General features: G+C 69.1%; 14 protein-coding genes and 1 riboswitch. Of the genes, 5 read left to right on the plus strand and 9 right to left on the minus strand.

Annotated features, from left to right (window positions below; translation table 11 throughout):
- Positions 1-146: 146 nt before the first annotated feature.
- From ACWD4G_RS25085 to def, 3 genes are all read left to right on the plus strand, one after another.
- A complete protein-coding gene (locus tag ACWD4G_RS25085; protein WP_451296993.1) occupies positions 147-536 on the plus strand; it encodes a roadblock/LC7 domain-containing protein in 390 nt (129 codons plus the stop codon).
- Between the two features lie 319 nt (positions 537-855).
- The gene (locus ACWD4G_RS25090; RefSeq protein ID WP_451296995.1) at positions 856-1,863 is read left to right on the plus strand and encodes a tetratricopeptide repeat protein; all 1,008 of its coding nucleotides are present in this window, start codon (positions 856-858) and stop codon (positions 1,861-1,863) included.
- A 160-nt stretch (positions 1,864-2,023) separates the two neighbouring features.
- Positions 2,024-2,674: a peptide deformylase gene (def, locus tag ACWD4G_RS25095; RefSeq protein ID WP_451296997.1), complete on the plus strand. Its 651-nt coding sequence runs from the start codon at positions 2,024-2,026 to the stop codon at positions 2,672-2,674.
- Here the strand turns inward: def and ACWD4G_RS25100 are convergent.
- Positions 2,650-3,651 (minus strand): GlxA family transcriptional regulator, encoded by a 1,002-nt coding sequence (locus ACWD4G_RS25100; protein ID WP_451296999.1) that lies wholly within the window; start codon positions 3,649-3,651, stop codon positions 2,650-2,652. The genes def and ACWD4G_RS25100 overlap by 25 nt on opposite strands.
- Before the next feature lie 93 nt (positions 3,652-3,744).
- Between ACWD4G_RS25100 and ACWD4G_RS25105 the strand changes: the two genes are divergently transcribed.
- Both ACWD4G_RS25105 and ACWD4G_RS25110 read left to right on the plus strand, forming a co-directional pair.
- Positions 3,745-3,993 (plus strand): hypothetical protein, encoded by a 249-nt coding sequence (locus tag ACWD4G_RS25105; RefSeq protein ID WP_451297001.1) that lies wholly within the window; start codon positions 3,745-3,747, stop codon positions 3,991-3,993.
- Positions 3,994-4,058: 65 nt separating this feature from the next.
- Positions 4,059-4,853, plus strand: a complete 795-nt coding sequence (locus ACWD4G_RS25110; protein ID WP_451297003.1) for a hypothetical protein — start codon at positions 4,059-4,061, stop codon at positions 4,851-4,853.
- A gap of 10 nt (positions 4,854-4,863) precedes the next feature.
- Here ACWD4G_RS25110 and ACWD4G_RS25115 read toward each other — a convergent pair whose 3' ends face one another.
- The 8 genes from ACWD4G_RS25115 to ACWD4G_RS25150 all read right to left on the minus strand — a co-directional run bounded on the left by ACWD4G_RS25115 (position 4,864) and on the right by ACWD4G_RS25150 (position 15,254).
- Positions 4,864-5,883 (minus strand): ribonucleotide-diphosphate reductase subunit beta, encoded by a 1,020-nt coding sequence (locus ACWD4G_RS25115; RefSeq protein WP_451297005.1) that lies wholly within the window; start codon positions 5,881-5,883, stop codon positions 4,864-4,866.
- Entirely contained in the window at positions 5,883-8,270 is a 2,388-nt protein-coding gene (locus tag ACWD4G_RS25120; RefSeq protein WP_451297007.1) for a ribonucleoside-diphosphate reductase subunit alpha, read from the minus strand. Before ACWD4G_RS25120 ends, ACWD4G_RS25115 begins: the two co-directional genes overlap by 1 nt.
- Positions 8,271-8,393: 123 nt before the next feature.
- Positions 8,394-8,529, minus strand: a riboswitch (cobalamin riboswitch).
- Between the two features lie 244 nt (positions 8,530-8,773).
- On the minus strand, positions 8,774-9,763 hold the full coding sequence (locus ACWD4G_RS25125; RefSeq protein ID WP_451297009.1) for a nucleoside hydrolase: 990 nt from the start codon (positions 9,761-9,763) through the stop codon (positions 8,774-8,776).
- A 276-nt stretch (positions 9,764-10,039) separates the two neighbouring features.
- Positions 10,040-11,668: a monocarboxylate uptake permease MctP gene (mctP, locus tag ACWD4G_RS25130; RefSeq protein WP_451297011.1), complete on the minus strand. Its 1,629-nt coding sequence runs from the start codon at positions 11,666-11,668 to the stop codon at positions 10,040-10,042.
- The gene (locus ACWD4G_RS25135) at positions 11,665-11,946 is read right to left on the minus strand and encodes a DUF3311 domain-containing protein (protein ID WP_451297013.1); all 282 of its coding nucleotides are present in this window, start codon (positions 11,944-11,946) and stop codon (positions 11,665-11,667) included. The genes mctP and ACWD4G_RS25135 overlap by 4 nt, the downstream gene beginning before the upstream one ends.
- Before the next feature lie 126 nt (positions 11,947-12,072).
- Complete coding sequence (locus ACWD4G_RS25140; protein WP_451297015.1) at positions 12,073-12,297, minus strand: YbdD/YjiX family protein; 225 nt, start codon at positions 12,295-12,297, stop codon at positions 12,073-12,075.
- A complete protein-coding gene (locus ACWD4G_RS25145; RefSeq protein ID WP_451297017.1) occupies positions 12,254-14,407 on the minus strand; it encodes a carbon starvation CstA family protein in 2,154 nt (717 codons plus the stop codon). Before ACWD4G_RS25145 ends, ACWD4G_RS25140 begins: the two co-directional genes overlap by 44 nt.
- Positions 14,408-14,489: 82 nt before the next feature.
- On the minus strand, positions 14,490-15,254 hold the full coding sequence (locus ACWD4G_RS25150) for a GntR family transcriptional regulator (protein ID WP_451297019.1): 765 nt from the start codon (positions 15,252-15,254) through the stop codon (positions 14,490-14,492).
- Positions 15,255-15,513: the final 259 nt, after the last annotated feature.

Consider the following 15,513-nt stretch of genomic DNA (forward strand, 5'->3'; position numbering starts at 1 on the left):
CTGCTCGCCGAACAGCCCTCCCTCGAAATGCTGCGACGCGTCCGCCGCGGGCTGAAGGCTCTCCCCGAGTCCGACCAGCACCTGCCCGACTGAACGGCCCGGACGCCCCACTCACCGCAGAGTTCTTGATCAAGGAGCACCGTCGCATGACCGCACACGCAACGACCGAATCGCTCACCGGCATCCTGGCCTCGCTGCGTGACCGGGTGCTGGGCGTCTCCGAGAGCGTCCTGTCCACCGTGGACGGGCTGCTCGTCGTCGCCGATGTCGACACGATCCACCCCGAGTCCGTCGCGGCCCTCGCCGCCGCGACCCTCGGCGTCGGCCGCCGTATGGCCGACCAGTCCGGCGCCGGCTCCCTCCGCGAGGTCGTCGTCCGCTGCGGCGCCGGGCACATCATCGTGGTCGCCGTCGGTGAACGCACGCTGCTCACGGTCGTGGGCGACGACGGGCTGGACATCGCCGCGTTCCAGAGGGAGTCCCCGGCGACCGTGGAGCAGCTCAACAAGGCATTGGCCGCCGATGTCGCGGGGTGAGCGCCGGTAGGGGCGACCACTTCACCCGAAGGGGTTGGACGGGGCGGCGCCCACGAGGGGCCGTACCCGGCACGCGGTGTGCGCGGTCAGGGCCGTCCCCGTACGCGTCGACGTGCTTCGGAACCCCCGGCCCCGGCGGTTCGCCAAAGTGCTGCCGCGAGGGCGCCTACCGTGGCGGTGGCTGGGTAACCCATGGGTAATGAGCGGCTGTCCTTCTGTCCATGGTTGGATGCGAGGGAGAGGGTGTGTGTACCGGGGGCGGCGGCCGGCCCACTCCACGGAACTGGCAGGCGGGAACCGTAACTGGCAGGCGGGAATCGTGAGGATCTTCGGCAAGGGACGGCATCGGCCCTCCGCCTCTTGGCGGCAGGCCACCGATCGTGCGTTCACGCTGATCGGCGATGGTCGGTACGAGGACGCGGGCGCGCTGCTGACACGTGCCGCGGACCTGGAGCCGTGGCTGTCGGAGTCCTGGTTCAACCTCGCCCTGCTCCACAAGTTCCGGCACGACTGGGAGCAGGCGCGCGCCGCCGGGCTCCGCGCCGTCGCCCTGCTCGACCGCGAGACCGGAGCGCCCGACTGGTGGAACGTCGGCATCGCCGCGACCGCCCTCCAGGACTGGCCGCTGGCCCGCCGCGCCTGGCAGGCGTACGGGCTCCGGGTGCCCGGAGGCGCCGCCCGGCCCAAGTCGGGCGGGGGCTTCGCGGACACCGGGGAACCGGTGGGCATGGATCTCGGCAGCGCCGCCGTACGGCTCTCCCCGGAGGGCGAGGCCGAGGTGGTGTGGGGGCGGCGGCTCGACCCCGCCCGTATCGAGGTGCTGTCGATTCCGCTGCCGTCGTCGGGGCGGCGCTGGGGCGAGGTCGTGCTCCACGACGGGGTTCCGCATGGTGAGCGGACCACGGCCGCCGGGCACGCGTACCCCGTGTTCGACGAGATCGAACTATGGGCGCCGTCGCCCGTACCGACCTGGGTGGTGCTGCTGGAGGCGGCCACCGAGGCGGACCGGGACGCGCTGGAGCGGCTCGCGGCCGACGCCGGGTTCGCGGCGGAGGACTGGTCGTCGTCGGTGCGGCTGCTGTGCCGGCTGTGTTCCGAGTCGCGGATGCCGTCCGATGAGGGCGACGGGGACCATATGGACCCGCACGACCACAGCGAGCCGGGGCATCCCGGGCCGCTCGGGCATGTCACGGATGGGCAGCTGTGGGCGCCTGAGCGGGAGTGCGGCGTGGCTGCGCCGGCTTCGTTGGTTCGGGGGTTGCTCGACGGGTGGGTCGCCGATAGCCCGGATTCTCGTGATTGGCGGGATTTGGAAGAGGTTTGTTAGGGGGCGTTCGGTCGTTTGTCGGCTGCTGGCGGGTGGGGGCTTGTCGCGCCCACGCGGCGGAGCCGCATATGGACAACGTCCCGCGCCCCTTGAGGGGCGCGGCCCCCGTACCCTGTATCAGCAACTCTCCCCTTGTTTTTGCGGAAGGCGTACGTCTGTCATGGCTCAGCAGGACACCGAACAGCAGCACGTGGGCGTGCTCCCCGTCGATGGCGAGGGGTTCGTCGTCGACACGGAGGACTGCGAGGAGCGTGAGGCGGCGTACCGGGAGCGCGGGACGTCTCGGCCCATCACCGTCGTGGGGCACCCGGTGCTGCACAAGGAGTGCAAGGACGTCACCGAGTTCGGCGACGAGTTGGCGAAGCTGGTGGACGACATGTTCGCCAGCCAGCGGACCGCCGAGGGCGTGGGGCTGGCCGCCAACCAGATCGGTGTGGATCTGAAGGTGTTCGTGTACGACTGCCCGGACGACGAGGGCAAGCGGCACGTCGGTGTCGTCTGCAACCCCAAGCTGGTCGAACTGCCCGCCGACAAGCGCCGGTTGGACGACAGCAACGAGGGGTGCCTGTCGGTGCCGACCGCGTACATGCCGCTCGCCCGCCCCGACTACGCCGAGGTCACCGGGCAGGACGAGAAGGGCAACCCGATCAAGGTGCGCGGCACCGGGTACTTCGCGCGCTGCCTCCAGCACGAGACCGACCACCTGTACGGCTACCTCTACATCGACCGCCTCTCCAAGCGTGACCGCAAGGACGCGCTGCGGCAGATGGCCGAGAACGAGCCGCGCTACCCCGTGGTCGCCAACGACTGAGCTTCGTCGGGCGCGCCGGGCGCCTGAGGGCCCCGGAAGGTCCGGCGGTAGGCCTGCGGGGTCGTCCCCAGCGACCGTACGAACTGATGGCGCAGGGCGGCCGCCGTGCCGAAGCCGGTGCGCCAGGCGATCGCGTCCATCGTCTCGTCCGTCGCCTCCAGCAACCGCTGGGCCAGCAGCACCCGTTGGCGCAGGAGCCAGCGGTACGGCGTGGTCCCGGTCTCCTGCTGGAAGCGGCGGGCGAAGGTCCGCGGGGACATATGGGCGCGGGCGGCGAGCTGCTCGACGGTGACCTCCTCGTCGAGATGGCGCTCCATCCAGGCCAGCACCTCGCCGACCGTGTCGCACTGCGAGCGCGGCAGGGGCCGTTCGATGTACTGGGCCTGACCGCCGTCCCGGTGCGGCGGTACGACCATCCGCCGGGCGATCCTGTTGGCGACCTCCGGGCCCTGTTCCTTGCGGACGATATGCAGACAGGCGTCGATACCGGCCGCCGTGCCCGCCGAGGTGATCACCGGGTCCGCGTCCACATACAGCACGTCGGGCTCGACGATCGCCCGTGGATAGCGTCGGGCCAGGGTCTCGGCGTGCCGCCAGTGCACCGCGCAGGGCCGTCCGTCCAGCAGTCCGGCCGCGCCGAGCACGAAGACCCCCGAGCACACGCTGAGCACACGGGCGCCCCGGTCCGCGGCCCGGCGCAGCGCGTCCAGCAGCTCGGGCGGGTAGGTCCGGTCCACATAGCTGTCACCTGCGGGGACGATGACGAGGTCGGCCTCTTCCAGCCGGTCGAGACCATGGGTCGTGGAGACCGTGAACCCGGCGTGCGTGCTCAGGGTCGGGCCCTCGGCCGAGGCCACCGCGAAGTCGTACACCGGCAGGCCCTCGTCGCTGCGGTCCAGGCCGAACACCTCGCAGGCGACGCCCAGCTCGAAGGGATGCACTCCGTCGAGGAGGATGGCGGCCACGTTTTTCAGCATGGCTCCAGTGTGCCTCGGATATGGCAGTAATTCGAGGGTGTGCGGCAGTCCTGCCACTGTCCGTAAGGAGTGTCCGGCGGGAGAGTGGTGTCCATGAACGAGACACAGATACAGGCACTCATCGGAACTCTGGTCGTCCTCGGGATGTTCGCCCTGGTCATCCTGCCCGCTGCCATCGGTGTCGTACGGGACCGGCGCATCGACCGCCAGCTCAGGGAGGCGGAGCTGCGGGCCGCCGCCGGGGACACGGTCCGTCACCAGGACATCCGGCGGCACCGTGCCACCCGCCCGCAGGCCGAGTCCCGGCCGGCCTCCTCGCACCACATCGCCCGCGCGGCCTGATCGCTTGTCTGTACGACGCCGGTCCGCCTTCTGTGTAGCCTCTCCCCGACCACAAGGGGAGGATCATGAATCACAGAACACGCCCCGCACACGGCCGGACCCTGGCCGTGGCGGGCGGGGCGGCGGCCCTGGTACTGCTGACGGCGACCGGGGCGCAGGCGGAGGGCCGGGGTGACGTCCGGGTCACGAAGACGGTCGTCAACGGCGGCAAGAACGTCATCATCGGGACGTCGAAGACCGTGACGTACCGGATCGCCCTCACCGTCAGGGACGACTCGGGGGTGAAGAAGCTCGATCGCATCAGCACCTTCAACCGGTCCAATGGCTACGGTCTTTCGGACGAGACCCGGTTGACGTGCGCCAAGAAGTCCTCGACGACTTCGCTCTGCACGGCCACCGTGACGGTCGACCCGGCCGGGATCGCGCAGGGCGATGACATCGACAGCAACCGGATCGCCGGGCTCTGGCAGGTCAATGCCACGGTCAGGGCGAACGACGGCGACTACTGGATCTCCGACGACATCGCCCGCTACAAGGTCAAACGCGCCACGGCCCTCACCGCCTACATCAAGCCGGAGAAGGTCACCAAGGGCGCGAAGGTCACCGTCACCGGCAAGCTGACCCGGGCCAACTGGGAGACGCTGAAGTACAACGGATTCGGCGGGCAGTCGGTCCAGCTGCAGTTCAAGAAGAAGGGCGCCGCGAGCTACACCACCGTCAAGACGGTGAAGGCGGGCAGCGGAGGGAAGCTCAGCACCAAGGCGACCGTCAACTCGGCGGGCAGTTGGCGCTGGTACTTCCCCGGCCTGACGACGACCGCGAGGGTCGCGTCGGCCGGGGACACGGTCACCCTCAAGTGACCTCGGCGTCCTAGAAGTCCTCGTCCAGGTCGACGGTGCCCTCCACCGCGACCTGGTACGCCGACGGGCGCCGCTCGAAGAAGTTGGTCAGCTCCTGGACGCCCTGCAACTCCATGAAGGAGAACGGGTTCTCCGAGCCGTACACCGGGGCGAAGCCGAGGCGGGTGAGACGCTGGTCGGCGACGCACTCCAGGTACTGCCGCATGGAGTCGGTGTTCATACCCGGCAGTCCGTCACCGCACAGGTCGCGCGCGAACTGCAGCTCGGCCTCGACGGCCTCCAGCAGCATGTCCGTCACCTGCTGCTGGAGCTGGTCGTCGAAGAGGTCCGGCTCCTCCTTGCGGACGGTGTCGACCACGTCGAACGCGAAGCTCATGTGCATCGTCTCGTCCCGGAACACCCAGTTGGTGCCGGTGGCCAGACCGTGCAGCAGACCCCGGCTGCGGAACCAGTAGACGTACGCGAAGGCCCCGTAGAAGAACAGGCCCTCGATGCACGCGGCGAAGCAGATCAGATTGAGGAGGAAGCGGCGGCGGTCGGCCCGCGACTCCAGGCGGTCCAGCTTCTCCACGGAGTCCATCCAGTTGAAGCAGAACTCGGCCTTCTCCCGGATGGACGGGATGTTCTCCACGGCCGCGAAGGCCGCCGCGCGGTCCTCCGGGTCGGGGAGATAGGTGTCCAGCAGCGTCAAGTAGAACTGGACGTGCACGGCCTCCTCGAAGAGCTGACGGCTCAAGTAGAGCCGCGCCTCGGGGGAGTTGATGTGCTTGTAGAGCGTCAGCACGAGATTGTTCGCGACGATCGAGTCGCCCGTGGCGAAGAACGCGACCAGCCGGCCGATCAGATGCTGCTCGGCGGGGGAGAGCTTGGCGAGGTCGGCGACGTCCGAGTGGAGGTCGACCTCCTCCACGGTCCAGGTGTTCTTGATGGCGTCCCGGTAGCGCTCGTAGAAGTCCGGGTAGCGCATGGGGCGCAGGGTCAGCTCGAAGCCCGGGTCGAGGAGGTTCTGGGAGCGGGTGGTGCTGGTCATCACTGGCAGGCCTCGCAGGACTCGGGGTTCTCAAGGGAGCAGGCGACGGCGTCTTCGGGCGCCGGCTGCTGAACGGGAACAGTGGCTTGTGCCGCGCGGGCGATCCGGGTCGCCGGGCGCGAACGCAGGTAGTACGTCGTCTTCAGCCCCGACTTCCAGGCGTACGCGTACATCGAGGAGAGCTTGCCGATGGTCGGCGTCTCCAGGAACAGGTTGAGCGACTGCGACTGGTCCAGGTAGGGGGTCCTCGCCGCCGCCATGTCGATCAGGCCGCGCTGCGGGATCTCCCACGCCGTGCGGTACAGCGCCCGTACGTCGGCCGGAATCCACGCGAAGTCCTGCACCGAGCCGTTCGAATCGCGCAGCGCCTCCCGGGTGCGGGCGTCCCAGACGCCCAACTCCTTCAGGTCCCGCACCAGATATGAGTTGACCTGGAGGAACTCACCGGAGAGGGTCTCGCGCTTGAACAGGTTGGACACCTGCGGCTCGATGCACTCGTACACACCGGCGATGGACGCGATGGTGGCCGTGGGCGCGATGGCGAGGAGGAGGCTGTTGCGCAGGCCCGTCGTCGCGACGCGCTCGCGCAGGGCCGCCCAGCGCTCCGGCCAGGTGAACTCGACGCCGTAGTGGTCGGGGTGCAGCACACCTCGGGCCGTGCGGGTCTTCTCCCAGGCCGGCAGCGGGCCGCCGCGCTCGGCGAGGTCGGCGGATGCCTCGTACGCGGCGAGCATGATCCGCTCGGCGATCCGGGTGGACAGCGCCTTCGCCTCGGGGGAGTCGAAGGGCAGTCGGAGCTGGAAGAAGACGTCCTGGAGGCCCATCGCGCCGAGGCCGACCGGGCGCCACTTGGTGTTGGAGCGGCCCGCCTGCTCGGTGGGGTAGAAGTTGATGTCGACGACGCGGTCGAGGAAGGTCACGGCCGTGCGGACCGTGTCGTCCAGCCGCTCCCAGTCCAGGTCGCCGTTCGCCCGGTCGACGAACGCGCCCAGGTTCACCGAGCCCAGGTTGCAGACCGCCGTCTCCCCGTCGTTGGTGACCTCCAGGATCTCCGTGCACAGATTGGAGGAGTGGACGACGTGGCCCGGCTCGGCGGTCTGGTTGGCGGTGCGGTTGGCGGCGTCCTTGAAGGTCATCCAGCCGTTGCCGGTCTGCGCGAGGGTGCGCATCATGCGGCCGTACAGGTCACGGGCCGGGATGGTCTTCCTCGCCAGCCCGTCCGCCTCCGCCTTCCGGTACGCGGTGTCGAACTCCTCACCCCACAGGTCCACCAGCTCGGGCACATCGGACGGGGAGAACAGCGACCACTGCTCGTCGGCGTTCACCCGGCGCATGAACTCGTCCGGAATCCAGTGCGCCAGGTTCAGGTTGTGCGTACGCCGGGCGTCCTCACCGGTGTTGTCGCGCAGCTCCAGGAACTCCTCGATGTCGGAGTGCCAGGTCTCCAGGTAGACCGCCGCCGCGCCCTTGCGCCGCCCGCCCTGGTTCACGGCGGCGACCGAGGCGTCCAGGGTCTTCAGGAACGGGACGATGCCGTTGGAGTGCCCGTTGGTGCCCCGGATCAGCGAACCCCGGCTGCGGATACGGGAGTACGACAGACCGATGCCGCCCGCGTGCTTCGAGAGGCGGGCCACCTGGTGGTAGCGGTCGTAGAGGGAGTCCAGCTCGTCCAGGGGGGAGTCGAGGAGGTAGCAGGACGACATCTGGGGGTGCCGCGTACCGGAGTTGAAGAGGGTGGGGGAGGACGGGAGGTAGTCGAGGCGGCTCATGAGCCCGTAGAGCGCGGCGACTTCGTCGACGGAGCGGGGGCTGTCGTCCTCGGCGAGACCGGAGGCGACGCGCAGCATGAAGTGCTGGGGTGTCTCGATGACCTTGCGGGTGAGGGGGTGCCGCAGGAGGTAGCGGCTGTGCAGAGTGCGCAGACCGAAGTAGCCGAAGCGGTCGTCGGCGGCCTGGTCCACCAGGGCGTCGAGGCGTGCGGCGTGGACCCGGGCGAACTCCGCCGTGCGGTCCGCGACAAGCCCCTCGCGGTGGCCCACCGCGATGGACTCCGTGAACGCGGTGACGCCCTGGGAGGCTGCCTCGGCGCGAATGCTGATCGCCAGCAGCCGGGCGGCCAGCTTCGAGTACGCGGGGTCCTCGGAGATGAGACCGGCGGACGCCTCCGTGGCCAGCTCGCGCAACTCCGCGGTGACCTCCTCCACGGCGCCACGAGCGGACCGGCCGCGCAGCGCGGCGGCGGCGACGCGGCCGGGGTCGGCGTCGGGGAGGTCGGCGGTCAGCCCGGTCAGGGTCCGCAGCAGTGCGGCACCGGGGCCGTCGGTCTCCCACACCTGGTCGGCGGCGGCCGTGGTGGCTGAAACCGGGTCGGCTGGCGCGATGGTCACGTGGGGCTCTCCCTCGCTCGGCAGGGGACCTGGTGGAAGGCAGGCGGCAGCAACGAGCGCACGGGGGCGTCGAGTCCACCGGCCCACTCCACGAGGCCCGGACGTCAGGGCACCCGGACCGGACGGCCGGGCGCGCTGTCGGCAGGTCCTCGGACTCGACAAGCGTGCGCGCATGGGCATGGGCGCGCACGAGTACACCGTTGCGGGACAGTTCCGGATTCGCACCGGATTCCCCTGCGGCGACAGCGAGCACGAGCATACATCTAGTGGCGGGGCGCGATGCCACCCCCACATGTTGTGTCGCGGTCGGCTCAGAGGCGGACTCAGCGGATTTCCGTGGATGCTTTCGTGGAGGGTGATGTCCATGCGTCGCAGTGTCCATCAGGGGCGGCGACGCGTGACTTTGGTTGTCCACAGGGACGGTTGATCATGTGATGATCCGACGCTCGATGTGCCTCCCGTCCGGCACCGTCAGGCCCCTCACCCCACCGAAGCCAAGCCCCTCACCCCACCGCCGGCCACCGCGGCAGCGTCGTCACGAAATGCTTGCTGAAGTCCCGTGTGCCGGGGCCCAGGGCCACGCGGCCGGTGGTGCGGAGGCGGGCGCTCAACGTGGGGGACTCGGAGTAGTAGACACGCTTGGCGTCGGCCGGGACGAACACCGTCTGGCCGCGTGTCAGTTCGCTCGCGCACTCCACCACGACGGCTCCCTCGGCGGCCTCGATGAACGCCTCGTCGCCGCACACCCCCACCGCCAGCGGGTCGTGCAACGGGCAGGTGCCGTCGCCGCCGTGGCGGGTGTACGCGGCCATGTACGTCCGCATCAGCCGGGCGGCGAGGGCCGTACCGGGGCCTGCCGCCTCCAGTGCCGCGAGGTCGGCGGGGCGGAACAGCCAGCGGTGCGAGGCGTCCAGGTCGACCATGGTGAACGGGATACCGGAGGAGAGGACCACCTCGGCGGCGTCCGGGTCGGCCCAGATGTTGAACTCGGCGACCGGGGTGAAGTTGCCCGGCACCCGGGGCGCGCCGCCCATGAACACGAACTTCGCCACGCGCCTCGCGAACGCCGGGTCCTCCAGCAGGGCGATGGCCACGTTGGTGAGGGGGCCGGTGGCGCAGACGGTCAGTTCGCCCTCGTACTCCCTGGAGAGGCGGAGCAGGGCTTGCGCCGACGATTCCCTCGGGTGGGGGGCCGTGGAGTCGGGGAGCGTCTCGTTGCCGAGGCCCGCCGGGCCGTGGAAGGCGGATGCCTCGCGGTAGGGGAGGCGGGAGAGGGGGCGGCCCGCGCCGCGGTGGACGGGGACGTCGGTGTCGATACGGAGGGCTCTTGCGAGGGTGCGGGCGTTGTGGTGGGTGGCGTCGGGTGGGAGGTTGCCGCCCACGGAGGTGTATGCCTTGAGGTCCCACAGGTCGGTGGCCAGGAGGTATTGCAGGGCCACCGCGTCGTCTATGCCGGGGTCGCTGTCCAGGACGATGGGGGAGCGGGGGGTCACACCGGTCAGCGTAACCGGGGGGTCTCGCCCCCGCCGCCCCTACCCGTTCCGTCACCAGGGGCGGCTGCCCCTTCGACCCCGCCTACCCCAGGGGCTGCGCCCCTGGACCCGCCTAGTGGCTCGGGTCTGGGGGTTGTGGGGCGGGTGCGGGTTCGTGGGGGCTGGTCGCGCAGTTCCCCGCGCCCCTGAAAAGCAGGGGCTGCGCCCCTTGCTTTTCGTCTTTAGGGGCGCGGGGAACTGCGCGAGCAACCACAGTGCCACCCGCACCCGCCGAAACTAGTGGCTCGCTCCCGCCGTCGCCGGGGGCAGCTCCACCTGTACGTCCTTGTCGCCCGCGTCCGCCGTGTAGTCCTCCGGCTTGGTCTCGTCGATGCCGTCGGGGGCCTTGGTCGCGCGGAGGAGGAACGTCAGGACCACGGTGACGGCGACGTTCAGGACGAAGGCGGTCAGGCCGATGTAGCCCATCTCGCCGATGCCGGGGATCTCGGCGTTGGAGCCGCCGAAGTGCTTCTGGGTCGGTGAGGCCACGCCGTACGCGGCCATCGTGCCGTAGAGCATGCCGACCGCCCAGCCCGCGAGGAGCGCCCAGCGGTGGAACCAGCGGGTGAAGAGGCCGCCGACCAGGGCCGGGAAGGTCTGGAGAATCCAGATGCCGCCGAGGAGTTGGAAGTTGATGGCGACCGTCTTGTCCATCGTCAGGACGAAGACCAGGGCTCCCACCTTCACCAGCAGCGACACCAGCTTGGAGACCTTCGTCTCCTGCTCCGGTGTGGCGTTCGGCCGGATGAAGTCCTTGTAGATGTTGCGGGTGAAGAGGTTCGCCGCCGCGATGGACATGATGGCCGCGGGGACGAGAGCGCCGATGCCGATGGCGGCGAAGGCGACTCCCGCGAACCAGTCCGGGAACATCGTTTCGAAGAGTTGAGGAATCGCCAACTGGCCGTTCTGCACCTTGATTCCGGCCGCGATCGCCATGAAGCCCAGCAGCGCGAGCAGGCCCAGCATCAGGGAGTACAGCGGCAGGATCGTGGTGTTGCGGCGGATCACCTCGCGGCTCTTCGACGACAGGGTCGCCGTGATCGAGTGCGGGTACATGAAGAGCGCCAGCGCCGAACCGAGGGCGAGGGTCGCGTACGTCCACTGGCTCGCGTCACCGGGGACGAGCGCCCCGCGCGGGGCGCCGGTCGCCGGGTTGGTCTGGCCGAACGCCTCGCTCGCCTTGGCGAAGATGTCGTCGAAGCCGCCCAGCTTGATCGGGATGTAGATGATCGCCACCGCGATGACGATGTAGATCAGGGTGTCCTTGACGAAGGCGATCAGCGCGGGGGCGCGGAGACCGGACGAGTACGTGTAGGCCGCCAGTACGCCGAACGCGATCAGCAGCGGGAGGTCCTTGATGAACCAGCTGGTGTTCTCGCCGCCGCCGACGCCCATCACGTCCAGCACCGCCTGGATGCCGACGAGTTGGAGCGCGATGTACGGCATCGTGGCCAGGATGCCGGTCAGGGCGACCGCCAGCGACAGCCCCTTCGAGCCGAAGCGGCCGCGGACGAAGTCGGACGTCGTCACATAGCCGTGCCGGTGCGAGACCGACCACAGACGGGGCAGGAACGTGAAGATCAGCGGGTAGATCAGGATCGTGTAGGGCACCGCGAAGAAACCGGCCGCGCCCGCCGCGTAGATCGCCGCCGGTACGGCGACGAAGGTGTACGCCGTGTACAGGTCACCGCCGAGCAGGAACCAGGTGATCCAGGTGCCGAACGAACGTCCGCCCAGGCCCCATTCGTCGAGGCTGTGCTCGTTCTCGGCCTTGCGCCAGCGGGCGGCCAGGAAGCCCATGACCGTGACGGCCAGGAAGAAGAAGATGAAGACGGCGAGTGCCACGCCGTTCACGCCGTCCTTCACTGCGCGACACCCCCGCCCTGGGACCGCTGAGCCTGACGGGCGCGCTGGTCACGCTGCCACAGGACGTACGCGGTGCCCGTGAGCGCGGTGGAGATCAGCACCCAGGCCATCTGGTACCAGTAGAAGAACGGGATGCCGATGAACGCCGGGTCCACCTTGGCGTACGAGCCGACCCAGAGCATCGCCACGAACGGGGCGAACAGGCAGAGGGCGATGACGACCCTGACCGGTGTCACCACCGATGCCTCCGGTGGCTTCACTTCCGGTGCGTCTGACATACCTGGGCTCCGTCCCTTCACTGATCACCTGAGTAATGCGCAGGAAATCTAAGGGACTGCTTCCGCCTTACGGAACCCCTGTCCGCATAACGGATTTGTGTGGGTGCTGGGCGTTCGACGCGCCGTTCAACAGCAGCGGAAGCCCTGACGGGGGTCCGCTTCCTGTCGATCCGTCCGCATGCGCTCGAACTCCCGCCGGGACGGTACCGGCACGTCGGGGGCGTGTGCGCGCAGATGTTCCACGTAGCGGTCGTACGCCGACTCGTCGGTCAGCTCCCGTACGTACCAGCGCACGCCCCGGGCCGCGTCAGCCGCCCTGCCCACCGCCCTGCCCAGAACCGACCGCCTCACGTGCCGCCTCCTCCTTCTCCTCCTTGGTCGGGAACAGCCCGGCCGGGGCGACGATCTTCGACTCCACGTACGTGGCCTCGCTCAGTGTGGAGAGCGCGGGGCGGCGTACATGCCGGACGCACACCCGGGTCGCGTCGGCGATCACCACGATGATCAGCAGGGCGAGGACGGCGGAAAGGACGCCGTCGACCGTGGAGTTGGTGACGATGGTGTGCATGTCGTCCATGGACTTGGCCGGGGCGATGACCTCGCCCCGGTCGATGCCCGCCTGGTAGACACTCCGCTGCTCGAAGAAGCCGACGCGGGGGTCGCTGGAGAACACCTTCTGGTAGCTGGCGGTCAGGGTGACCGTCGCGTCCCAGGCCAGCGGAATCCCGGTGATCCAGGCCCACTTGAGGCGGCCCGACTTCACCAGCAGTGTCGTACAGACGGCCAGGGCGACCGCCGCGAGCAGCTGGTTGGAGATTCCGAAGATCGGGAAGAGTTGGTTGATTCCCCCTAGGGGTTCGTGGACGCCCACCCACAGGAAGTAGCCCCACAGCCCGCACACGATCGCGCTGGTGATGACCAGGCCCGGCTTCCAACTGACGTTCTTGAACGGGCGGTAGAGGTTGCCGAGGGTGTCCTGGAGCATGAAGCGGCCCACACGGGTGCCGGCGTCGAGGGCGGTCAGGATGAACAGCGCCTCGAACATGATCGCGAAGTGATACCAGAAGGCGCGCAGTCCGTCGCCCGTGACCTGCGAGAAGATCTCCGAGACACCGACGGCGAGCGTGGGAGCGCCACCGGTCCTCGACAGCAGGGTCGCCTCCTCGACGTTCTTCGCGGCGGCGGCCAGTTCCTCCGGCGAGATCGAGTAGCCCCAACTGCCCACCACCTGCGAGGCGTTCTGCACGGTGTCGCCGATGACCCCGGCGGGCGCGTTCATCGCGAAGTACAGGCCCGGGTCGATGATCGAGGCCGCGATCAGCGCCATCACGGCCACCGACGACTCCATCAGCATGGAGCCGTAGCCGATCATCCGGACCTGTGTCTCCTTCTGGATCATCTTCGGGGTCGTACCGGAGGAGATCAGGGAGTGGAAGCCGGACAGGGCCCCGCAGGCGATGGTGATGAAGACGAACGGGAAGAGCGAGCCCGCGAAGACCGGGCCGTCGCCGCGTGAGGCGAAGTCCGTCACCGCGTCCATCTTCAGCGTGGGCAGGGTGAAGACGACACCCAGCGCCAGCAGCGCGATCGTGCCGATCTTCATGAAGGTGGAGAGGTAGTCGCGGGGTGCCAGGAGCATCCACACCGGCAGGATCGAGGCGATGAAGCCGTACGCCACCAGCCAGATCACCAGCGTGGAGGGCGCCAGCGTGAAGGTGTCCGCCCACGACGACTCCGCGACCCAGCGGCCCGCGACCAGCGCGAGCAGCAGCAGACCGACGCCGATCAGCGAGACCTCCGCGACCCGGCCCGGCCGCAGTATCCGCAGATAGAAGCCCATGAACAGGGCGATCGGGATGGTCATCGCGATGGAGAACGTGCCCCAGGGAGAGGCCGCCAGCGCGTTGACGACGACCAGGGCCAGCACACCCAGCAGGATGATCATGATGGCGAAGGCGGCGAGCAGCGCGGCGGCCCCGCCGAACGGGCCTATCTCCTCGCGCGCCATCTGACCGAGCGAACGGCCGTCCCGGCGCGTCGAGAAGAACAGCACCACCATGTCCTGGACCGCGCCCGCGAAGATCACACCGGCGATGATCCAGATCGTGCCCGGCAGATAGCCCATCTGCGCGGCCAGCACCGGGCCGACGAGCGGGCCCGCGCCCGCGATCGCCGCGAAGTGGTGGCCCAGCAGGACCCGGCGGTCGGTGGGGTGGAAGTCGATGCCGTTGTTCAGGCGTTCGGCCGGGGTGGCCCTGGTCCGGTCGACCTTGAGGACCTTGTACGCGATGAAGCGGGCGTAGAAGCGGTAGGCGATCGCGTACGAGCCGAGGGCGGCGGCGACCATCCAGGCCGCCGACACATCCTCACCCCGCGCCAGCGCCAGCACGGCCCAACCGGCCGCGGCGACCAGGGCGACAAGGGCCCAGACGACGATGGTTCGGACGTTCGCGGTACGCACAGCGGGGCCTCCCGTGTCCATGCGGCGACGCAAGGAACGTAGAACAGGAGGGGGAGTTGCGCTACACCGGGAACCAACCCACTTAGTCTTGCGGCCTCTTGAGGCGCGCCACGAACTTGTACCTGTCCCCCCGGTACACCGAGCGCACCCACTCCACCGGCTGGCCGTCCTTGTCCAGGGAGTGGCGGGAGAGCATCAGCATCGGCAGGCCCACGTCCGTGCCGAGGAGGCCGGCCTCGCGAGGGGTGGCCAGGGAGGTCTCGATGGTCTCCTCGGCCTCGGCGAGATGGACGTCGTAGACCTCGGCGAGCGCGGTGTAGAGCGAGGTGTACTTGACCAGGGAGCGGCGCAGGGCCGGGAAGCGCTTGGCGCTCAGGTGCGTGGTCTCGATGGCCATCGGCTCGCCGTTCGCCATCCGGAGGCGCTCGATCCGCAGCACTCGCCCACCGGCGGTGATGTCGAGGAGCCCCGCGAGGGTGTCGTCGGCGGTGATGTACCCGATGTCGAGCAGCTGCGAGGTCGGCTCCAGGCCCTGGGCCCGCATGTCCTCGGTGTACGAGGTGAGTTGCAGCGCCTGGGAGACCTTCGGCTTGGCCACGAACGTGCCCTTGCCCTGGATGCGTTCGAGGCGCCCCTCGACGACCAGCTCCTGGAGCGCCTGCCGCACGGTCGTGCGCGAGGTGTCGAACTCGGCGGCGAGCGTGCGCTCCGGCGGGACCGGGGTGCCGGGCGGCAGCGTCTCGGTCATCTCCAGCAGATGCTTCTTCAGACGGTAGTACTTGGGCACGCGCGCGGTACGGACGTTCGCCCCGTTCTCGTTCTCCGCACTGCTGACGTCGGTGCTCATGCTCCGCCTTCCCGGCTCCTCGTGGCGTGATCCCTCTGTATACCTTCGCAGGCGCCGCTGGTCTAGTCCACGGCGGGGCACCCGACCGGGCACTCGTTGGTCTACTCCACGCCCTTGCAGTGGTCTACCCGAAGAGTGTGGCTCAAGCGACCGGATTTCGCTGCCTTCTTACATAAAGGTTCTTGCATATGTAGGTCGCATAACGGCTGGTGGGAGCCGGTTCGCACACCCTTGACACACCGAATGGTCTGAGCCAAGC

Source organism: Streptomyces sp. NPDC002643 (assembly GCF_053592555.1).